Raw genomic sequence first — 9,211 nt, 5'->3', positions numbered from 1 at the left:
GCACTGTCTGCCGGTGCGCCGGGGCCTGGAGTTAAGCGATGAAATTCTGGATGGCCCCAACTCTCTTGTGGTGCAGGAGGCCGGTAACCGTGTATTCGCGGCACAGGCTGTTCTGAAGCAACTGCTTGAAAACGCATAGTAATTTATTTAAAGCCGGTAGGTTAACTTACCGGCTTTCATGTAAACCCCATTTCTTGTGCAAACTTTACATATCATAAAAATTGGTGGCAACATTCTCGACTCACCATTAAAACTGGAGAGTTTTCTGCAGGATTTTGCCACCTTGCCCGAGCCGAAGCTGCTTATTCATGGTGGCGGTAAAATAGCTTCTACCATAGGTCAGAAACTGGGTATAGAGCCGAACATGGTAGAGGGCCGGCGAATTACAGATGCTGAAACCCTAAAGCTGGTGACCATGGTGTATGCCGGGCTTGTTAATAAAAACGTGGTGGCGCAGCTGCAGAGCATGAACTGCAATGCCATCGGGCTTACAGGCGCTGATGCCAACATTATTCCGGCTACCAAACGCCCTGTAAAGCAAATCGATTACGGTTTTGTAGGCGATGTGGCCGGACCAGAAGCAGTTAACGCACCTATTCTCGACACGTTCCTGAAAAGCGGCATCACACCTGTTTGCGCACCGCTTACGCACGATGGCCAGGGCAGCCTGCTCAACACCAACGCCGATACTATTGCCTCTGTACTGGCTACGGCCATGGCGCACCTTTACCAGGTGAAGCTGATCTACTGCTTCGAGAAGAAAGGTGTTTTACAAGATGCAGAAGACGATGATTCTGTTATTCCGGCCATAGATAGTGCTTATTACCGGGAGTTGAAGGAGAAAGGGATTGTAACACTCGGCATGATTCCGAAGCTGGATAATGCTTTTGCCGCGCTGGACCTTGGAGTACAGGCAGTCGTTATTGGCGATGCCGCTGAAATAAAAGCCATAGTGGCAGGAGAAGATGCTGGCACCCTGATAAAGCTGTAGTAAGTTATAAGTAACCCTTGACTCTTTTAGCCTGGTTTGTCTTTGGAAGGCCCTTTTCATTAGAATAATTTAACTTTCTACCTCAACCAGGACCTGCTGGCTTTTATATCACCAATACTTTATTGAAAAAGAAAGGAGCCTGTAAAGCAGGAGAATCCATTAGCGGGAGGTCTGGAATAGCAGAATAATCTGTAGTTTGTACTTTGAAATCAATAGAAACCATGAGTACTGAAAATAAAAAAGTTGCCATTTTAGGTGGCGGAAACATGGGTATCGCCATTGCCAAAGGCATGGTAGCATCCGGAAAATATACCGCAGAAAATATTACCCTGACACGCCGTAACCTGCGCCAGCTCGAGGAACTGACGAAAGAGGGTTTTAAAGCCTCTGCCAACAATGCGATGGCTGTGGTAGAAGCCGACATCATAATTTTAAGCATACTGCCACAGCAGCTCGACAGTGTGCTCGATACGATTGCTGAAAGTGTAGACCCAAAGCGCCACCTGTTTATTTCTATTGTAACTGGTGTGGCTGTAGCCGACATTATTCAACGCTTAGGTAAGCCGGTAGAGGTAATGCGCGCCATGCCCAACACTGCCATTGCCATCCGAGAATCCATGACTTGTTTGGCAGGCAATGCTTCAGCAGAAAACAACCAGCTTGTAAAAGATATTTTTGATTCGGTAGGAGAAACCGTTGAAATAGAGGAAGAACTTATGTCGTCTGCTACGGCACTGGTTGCTTGTGGAATAGCCTTTTTCCTGCGCTCTATACGGGCTGCTGCTCAGGGCGGAACAGAAATCGGTTTCCATGCCAAAGATGCTTTGCGTATGGCTGCACAGACTGCTAAAGGCGCTGCTTCGTTACTGCTGCACTACGGTAGCCACCCCGAAAACGAGATAGACAAAGTGACCTCACCGAAAGGCTGTACCATTGCCGGACTAAACGAAATGGAGCACAACGGCTTCAGCTCCGCCATGATAAAAGGAATTAAGTTATCGTCTGCGAAAGCCGAGCAGCTATACCACAAGGAGTAGGCATGGCAGTTCAGGGACTATACCAGCAGGCGACGGCGCTACTGAAGGAGCTTATCTCAATTCAGTCATTCAGTAGGGAAGAGGATAAAACAGCAGATGCCATTGCGCTTTTCCTGGAGCGGCATGGGGTGGAGCAGGTGCACCGGAAGTTGAATAACGTGTGGGCGTTTAACAAGCATTATAACCCAGAGCTACCTACGCTACTGCTAAACTCGCACCACGACACAGTTAAACCCAACACCAGCTACACCCGCGACCCATTTGCACCTACTGTAGAAGATGGCAAATTGTATGGCCTGGGCAGTAACGATGCAGGCGGTTGCCTGGTGTCGTTGCTGTCCACGTTCCTGCACTTTTACAACAAAGAAGGCATGGCCTATAACCTGGTAATGGCCGCCACCGCCGAAGAAGAAATTTCCGGGAGAAACGGTATCGAGCTGGTGGTGCCGCAACTGGGACCTTTGGAAGCAGCCATTGTAGGAGAACCTACCCTCATGCACCTGGCCGTAGCCGAAAAAGGGTTGCTGGTGCTCGACTGTGTGGCCAAAGGAAAGTCTGGGCATGCGGCCCGTGAAGAAGGTGTAAACGCCATTTATGAGGCGCTGCCGGATATCATGTGGTTTAAGGAGTACCGCTTTCCTAAAGAGTCGTCGTACCTGGGGCCTATTAAAATGTCGGTGACGGTGGTGCAGGCAGGTACGCAGCATAACGTGGTGCCGGACCAGTGCCAGTTTACGGTAGATGTTCGCCTGACAGACGCGCATACCATGGAGGAGGTGCTGGAGACAATTGAAGGCAATGTAAAGGCAACTGTAACGCCCCGCTCGATGCGCCTGCGCCCATCTTCCATCCCGATGGAGCATCCGCTGGTGCAGGCCGGTCTTGAGCTGGGTCGTAACACCTATGGCTCACCCACCACCTCCGACCAGGCACTGCTTTCCATCCCTTCGCTCAAACTCGGCCCCGGCGATTCGGCCCGCTCGCACATGGCCGATGAGTTTATTTACCTGCAGGAACTAGAAGAAGGAGTAAAGCTATATGTGCAGCTGCTGGAGAAAGTTGTTTATAGACGCTAGATTTTAGATGTTAGATACTAGACTTGCATATCGTAAACTTCCAGTTAAAATTGATTTGAACCTAATTTACCTTCCTTTTAACACTTACCTCTATTTCTGTTACTTTTGCCCTTACAACTTTTAATATATAATCTAGCATCTAACATCTTATAAAATGAAACTCTGGCAGAAGAACACAAGTGTCGCATCTGAAATAGAAAAGTTCACCGTTGGCAAAGACCCGGATTTTGATTTGCAACTGGCTGCTTTCGATGTACTCGGTTCGCTGGCGCACACACGCATGCTGGAGAGCATTGGGCTGCTGGAGAAGGCGGAACTGGATGAACTGCAACGGGAGCTGAAAAGCATCTACCAGAGCATTCAAAAAGGTGAGTTCTCCATAGAACCAGGCGTGGAAGACGTGCACTCGCAGGTAGAACTGGAACTGACGCGCAGGGTAGGAGATGCCGGTAAGAAAATACATAGTGGCCGCTCCCGCAACGACCAGGTGCTGGTAGACCTGAAGCTGTTTTTCCGCCATCAGTTACAGCAAACAGTACAACAAGTTCAGAGCTTATTTGAGGTGCTTATAGCGCAAAGCGAGAAGCATAAAGACAAACTGCTCCCGGGCTATACACACTTGCAGGTAGCTATGCCTTCTTCGTTTGGTTTGTGGTTTGGCGCTTATGCCGAAAGTCTGGTGGATGACATGCACCTGCTGCAGGCGGCCTACAAAATTACAGACAAAAACCCGCTTGGTTCTGCTGCCGGTTATGGTTCTTCGTTCCCGCTCAACCGCCAGATGACCACCGACCTGCTCGGTTTTGAATCGCTGAATTACAATGTGGTGTATGCCCAAATGGGGCGTGGCAAAACAGAGCGTGTGGTAGCTGTGGCCCTGGCATCGGTGGCAGCAACAATAGCCCGGATGGCCATGGACCTGTGCCTCTACATGAGCCAGAACTTCGCTTTTGTAACCCTGCCCGATAACCTCACCACCGGCTCCAGCATTATGCCGCACAAAAAGAACCCCGATGTATTCGAGATTATGCGCGGCAAGTGCAACCGGCTGCAGGCCCTGCCAACGGAGGTGAGCATGATGCTGGTGAACCTGCCATCGGGTTATCATCGCGAGCTGCAGCTGCTGAAAGAATGCCTGTTCCCGGCTTTTGCTGAAATAGAAAATTGCCTGCAGATGATGGCCTTTATGGCACAGAACCTGCAGGTGCGTGATAAGATTATGGAGGAGGAAAAGTACAAATATGCTTTTAGTGTTGATGCCGTAAATGCCGAAGTGCTACAAGGCGTTCCTTTCCGCGATGCCTACAAAAATGTAGGGACCGCTATCGAAGAAGGTACCTTTACCGTGCCTGCATCGGTAACACACACCCACGAAGGCAGCATCGGCAACCTCTGCAACACCCAGATAAAACAGCTCATGGAAATAGCTGTTAGTTCGTTCCACTTCGAAAGAGCAGAAAAAGCTTTAGAAGAACTGGTGAGGTAGTTTAACACCCTTCAGCACCCTTGAGCCTAAAATCGCAATTTACCTTTTGAATGCTGTTTTCATTAGAAAAATTGATTGTTAGTTGTTGATTGTTAAATGGTTGATTTGGAGATTGGGAAGGAATGATTTTTTCGAACCTTAACGCAATCTAGCATCCAAAATCTAGCACCTAAAATCTAACATGTAGGTTAGGCTTCTCTTCAAAATTTAATAAAAAGAATAAAGCTGGCGTGGTTCTATAACCGGCCAGCTTTATTCTTTTTAAAAGTACCTGATTTAGCAAAACTTCTATTGCCATAAGCGTATAAAGGGCACATCGTTTTAGTTGACTTTAACTGAAGAACCTCTGTGATTCCGATTAAAATACATACGCAACCCGACGACTCCACCTGCGGCCCTACCAGCCTGCATGCGGTGTACCGCTATTTTAACGATCCTATTCCGCTGAACGAAGTCATCAGGGAAGTGCCGTACCTCGATGAAGGCGGCACACTGGAAGTTTTATTGGCAAGTCATGCACTAAAACGAGGGTACCGCGCCCGTATCTATACCTACAACCTGCATGTGTTTGACCCGACCTGGTTTAAGCTCGAAAACAAAGAGATAATCCAGAAACTGGAAATGCAGCTGAAACTTAAAAAGCACAGCAGCAAATTTGAAAGAGCGACACTGGCTTACATCGAGTTTCTGGAACTAGGGGGAGAACTGCGGTGCACTGACTTAACCAAATCGTTGTTGCGCAAGTATTTTGAGCAGGGGGTGCCGCTGCTGACCGGCCTTAGCGCCACGTACCTTTACCAGAGCGCCAGAGAATTTACCGACCACCTCGGCGATTCTGTTTACGATGATGTGCAGGGGTTTCCGATGGGGCATTTTGTGGTGCTTTGCGGCTTTGCCGAAGACCAGAAACACATTGTGGTGGCCGATCCTTACAAAGAAAACCCCTTCTTCAAAAATAACTATTACGAAGTTAACGTGTCGCGGCTACTGAACTCCATTATGCTCGGCATGGCTACTTACGATGCAAACCTGCTGGCTATTCAGCCGGCTTTACCAGAATCTCCTCAGGACTAAAAAATGCGAAAGATTGTTGTGGTGGACTATCCCAAAGACTGGGGTGTCACGATTGAAGATGTTGAGGTGGTGGATGTACAGAAATACCTGACCGATACTGCTTATACCGAAATAAAAAATGCACGCATCTTTAACCTCTGCCGCTCTTACAGGTACCAGACAGCGGGTTATTATGTGTCGCTGCTGGCCGAGGCGCGTGGGCATAAGCCGATCCCTAGCGTAACTACTATGCAGGACCTCAAGACGCAGACCATAGTAAGAGCCATTACTGTAGAGATTGAGGACCTGATAAAGAAGAGCTTTGGCCAACTACGCTCTCAAACTTTTACCCTGAGCATATACTTTGGGCAGAATGTGGCGAACAAATATGAAAAGCTATGCAAGCAACTACACGACCTGTTTCAGGCGCCGCTGCTTCGGGCACAATTCGTTAAAAAAGATGGCTGGGTACTACAAAGCGTATCGGCTATTCCCATTAACGAGGTGCCTGACCACCATTGGAAATACCTGGAGGAGTTTGGGAAATCGTATTTTGCCAGGCACCGCTTTTCAGGGGCGCGCCTGAACCGGAAAGTCTACGACCTGGCCATTCTGGTTGATCCGGATGAAAAAGAACCACCCTCTGATAAAAAGGCGATTCAACATTTTGTGGATGCCGCTGATAGCCTGGGTTTTTACACCGAGCTTATAACAAAAGATGATTACCGCCGGCTGGCAGAATTTGATGCGCTCTTTATTAGAGAAACTACCTCCGTTAACCACCATACCTACAAATTTGCCCGCAAGGCTTACGCCGATGGCCTTATCGTGATAGATGACCCTGTATCTATACTGCGTTGCACGAACAAGGTGTATCTGGCAGAGCTTCTGGCAAAGGCAAAAGTGCCTACGCCTAAAACCATGATCATACACAAAGACAACCGGAACCAGGTGGTGCAGGAGTTAGGGCTGCCCTGCGTCCTGAAAACCCCGGATAGCTCTTTCTCGCAGGGTGTGGTAAAGGCAAAAGATAACGAAGGGCTTGACCAGGAACTCGACATGATGCTAACGGAGTCTGAACTGATTATCGGGCAGGAATATATACCAACCGATTATGACTGGCGCATTGGCATACTCGACAAGCAGCCGCTCTATGCCTGCAAATATTATATGGCTAAAGGCCACTGGCAAATTTATAACTGGAAAGGTAAAAAACGCCAGGACACTGAAGGAGCCGTAGAGACAGTACCGTTTGAGGAGGTGCCTTTCATAGTGATGCACACCGCCCTCAAAGCCGCCAACCTGATTGGCGATGGCCTATATGGGGTTGACCTGAAAGAGATTGACGGAAAAGCTTATGTGATTGAAGTAAACGATAACCCGAGCATAGACTCAGGCTACGAAGACCAGATTCTGAAGAAGGACCTGTATCTGTCTATCCTGAAATCAATTAAGAAGCGAATCGACAACCATAAAAATTTCCGGGCAGATGAGTAGTGAAAAGAAGGTGTTGCACTTGTTCGAAGGCTTTGGCATTGAGCTGGAATACATGATCGTGAACAAAGAAAGTCTGCAGGTGCTGCCGATTGCAGATAAACTGATATACGACGAAGTGGGAGCCTATGTCTCGGATGTGGAGTTTGGTAAAATTGCGTGGTCGAATGAGCTGGTACAGCATGTGGTGGAGCTGAAAACACAGGAACCAGCTAATACCTTACATGACCTGGCCGGGCAGTTTCAGGAGCACGTGCAGAAGATAAACGGTATGCTGGGCAAGTACGATGCCATGTTGTTGCCAACCGGTGCGCATCCTTTCATGGATCCCTTTACAGAAACTGTGCTCTGGCAGCACGAGTACAGCGCAGTGTACGAAGCTTATAACAACCTATTCGACTGCCGTGGGCATGGCTGGTCTAACCTGCAGAGCACGCATATAAACCTGCCTTTTGCCAACGACGAAGAATTTGCGAGACTACATGCGGCCATCAGGTTGGTGTTGCCCATAATACCGGCTCTTAGTGCTTCTTCCCCAATATTAGATGGTAAACTTACAGGCTTAGAAGATACCCGAATTGAAGTATACCGGCACAACCAGCAGAAAATTCCTTCTATTGCTGGCAAAGTAATTCCGGAGCCAGTTACCTCGAGAGAACAATATGAAGCAGATATACTGCAACCTATTTATGCCGACGTAGCGCCTTACGACCCACAAGGCGTGCTGCAGGACGAGTTCTTAAACTCCAGAGGTGCCATAGCCCGCTTCAGCCGCAACGCTATCGAAATTCGCCTGATTGATATTCAGGAGTGCCCTCAGGCTGATATTGCCATTGCACAAGCCGTAATTAGTGTGGTAAAAGCTTTGGCAGCAGAGAAATGGTGCAGCATTCAATCTCTCAATCAAATACCAACTACGTGGCTGGCCGACTTGCTTTTGCAGGTTATTAAAACGGGTCAGGAAACAGTTATAGAAAATTCGGATTACTTAAGTTGCTTCGGTTGGTCCTCAGAAACTGCCTGTACAGTGAAAGAACTCTGGAGCCAGCTGCTGCTAGAGGCAACCGATCTTGATACTAGTTCTATAGAAATTTTAAAACAAATTTTAACCCATGGAAACTTAGCAAAACGCATACAGAATACCTTAGGTGGTGCACCGAAGGAAGGAGCCATACTGCAGCTGTACCAATACCTGGCAGCCTGCCTGCAAAACGGATATTTATTTATACCTGACGCCTATGCCAAAAATTTTACTTACCTGTGAACACGGAGGAAACAACATACCGCCAGCGTTCAAAAATTATTTTAAGGAACACGAGGCAATACTCTCCTCGCATGAAGGCTATGATATCGGGGCCTTGGATGTGTTCAGAACCTTACAAGAGATAGCTGATGTAAGCTTCCACTCAGAAGACAGCCGGCTGCTCGTGGAGCTGAACCGGTCGAGGCACCACCCAAAGCTATTCTCAGCCATTACCCAGAAACTGCCTGATGATGAGAAGAACCAACTGCTCAAAACCATTTATTATCCGTACCGGGATCAGGTAGAGCAGATGGTGCAGGACCTGGTTTCGGCTGGTCGAAAAGTGATTCATATATCGGTGCATACCTTTACGCCAGTTTTGAAAGGCAAAGTCAGGTTAACCGATATAGGTTTGCTGTACAATCCGCAGAGGCCGATGGAGCAGGAAATATGTAAAAACTGGAAAGCAGCCCTGTTACAGGATAATCCTGAATGGACAGTACGCTACAATTATCCCTATTTGGGCATTGCCGATGGCTTTCCTACGTACCTGCGCCGCCGGTTTACAAACGATCAATATGCAGGAATTGAGCTGGAAGTGAACAATAAATTCTGTAGAGGAAATGAAGACCAGTTTCAGAAGCTAAAGGTGCAGTTAAAGAACAGTTTAGCCAAAGCCATAGCACCTATTCTGTCGAACGCCGACCGCGACTTTTATTAACTGCTCTTATAGAGATTAAAGCGGTAAACAGAACAAATTTAGCCTTAAATAAGTATTGCTATATATCTTAATCAGTTTATGGTGCAGCGTCACCGTGTAAGTTAAATCTA

At 47.8% G+C, this 9,211-nt stretch carries 8 protein-coding genes and 1 pseudogene; all 9 read left to right on the top strand.

From position 1 onward, the window contains the following. Positions 1-139 (top strand): annotated as a pseudogene (locus FVR03_RS17940) (acetylornithine carbamoyltransferase); the annotation flags it as partial. Between the two features lie 57 nt (positions 140-196). Then, positions 197-991: an acetylglutamate kinase gene (argB, locus tag FVR03_RS17935; RefSeq protein ID WP_147923149.1), complete on the top strand. Its 795-nt coding sequence runs from the start codon at positions 197-199 to the stop codon at positions 989-991. Between the two features lie 221 nt (positions 992-1,212). Next, on the top strand, positions 1,213-2,028 hold the full coding sequence (proC, locus tag FVR03_RS17930; RefSeq protein WP_147923148.1) for a pyrroline-5-carboxylate reductase: 816 nt from the start codon (positions 1,213-1,215) through the stop codon (positions 2,026-2,028). 2 nt (positions 2,029-2,030) lie between these two features. Next, positions 2,031-3,104, top strand: a complete 1,074-nt coding sequence (locus FVR03_RS17925) for a M20 family metallo-hydrolase (RefSeq protein ID WP_147923147.1) — start codon at positions 2,031-2,033, stop codon at positions 3,102-3,104. Positions 3,105-3,258: 154 nt separating this feature from the next. Then, positions 3,259-4,590: an argininosuccinate lyase gene (gene argH, locus FVR03_RS17920; RefSeq protein ID WP_147923146.1), complete on the top strand. Its 1,332-nt coding sequence runs from the start codon at positions 3,259-3,261 to the stop codon at positions 4,588-4,590. 348 nt (positions 4,591-4,938) lie between these two features. Beyond that, positions 4,939-5,664: a C39 family peptidase gene (locus FVR03_RS17915; RefSeq protein ID WP_147923145.1), complete on the top strand. Its 726-nt coding sequence runs from the start codon at positions 4,939-4,941 to the stop codon at positions 5,662-5,664. A 3-nt stretch (positions 5,665-5,667) separates the two neighbouring features. Next, a complete protein-coding gene (locus FVR03_RS17910; RefSeq protein ID WP_147923144.1) occupies positions 5,668-7,140 on the top strand; it encodes a RimK family ATP-grasp domain-containing protein in 1,473 nt (490 codons plus the stop codon). Then, positions 7,133-8,401: a carboxylate-amine ligase gene (locus tag FVR03_RS17905; protein ID WP_147923143.1), complete on the top strand. Its 1,269-nt coding sequence runs from the start codon at positions 7,133-7,135 to the stop codon at positions 8,399-8,401. The genes FVR03_RS17910 and FVR03_RS17905 overlap by 8 nt, the downstream gene beginning before the upstream one ends. Beyond that, entirely contained in the window at positions 8,376-9,101 is a 726-nt protein-coding gene (locus FVR03_RS17900; RefSeq protein ID WP_147923142.1) for an N-formylglutamate amidohydrolase, read from the top strand. The genes FVR03_RS17905 and FVR03_RS17900 overlap by 26 nt, the downstream gene beginning before the upstream one ends. Positions 9,102-9,211: the final 110 nt, after the last annotated feature.

This window comes from Pontibacter qinzhouensis (assembly GCF_008017455.1).
GTDB classification, from domain to species: domain Bacteria; phylum Bacteroidota; class Bacteroidia; order Cytophagales; family Hymenobacteraceae; genus Pontibacter; species Pontibacter qinzhouensis.
Note: the sequence above shows the minus strand (reverse complement) of the source record. Positions and strands in the feature narration are given on the sequence as shown.

What these genes read in the sequence shown, in the direction of transcription:
- proC (WP_147923148.1), top strand. Translation starts at nt 1,213, where the DNA reads ATGAGTACTGAAAATAAAAAAGTTGCCATTTTAGGTGGCGGAAACATG.
- argH (WP_147923146.1), top strand. Translation starts at nt 3,259, where the DNA reads ATGAAACTCTGGCAGAAGAACACAAGTGTCGCATCTGAAATAGAAAAG.
- FVR03_RS17925 (WP_147923147.1), top strand. Translation starts at nt 2,031, where the DNA reads ATGGCAGTTCAGGGACTATACCAGCAGGCGACGGCGCTACTGAAGGAG.
- FVR03_RS17905 (WP_147923143.1), top strand. Translation starts at nt 7,133, where the DNA reads ATGAGTAGTGAAAAGAAGGTGTTGCACTTGTTCGAAGGCTTTGGCATT.
- FVR03_RS17900 (WP_147923142.1), top strand. Translation starts at nt 8,376, where the DNA reads ATGCCAAAAATTTTACTTACCTGTGAACACGGAGGAAACAACATACCG.
- FVR03_RS17910 (WP_147923144.1), top strand. Translation starts at nt 5,668, where the DNA reads ATGCGAAAGATTGTTGTGGTGGACTATCCCAAAGACTGGGGTGTCACG.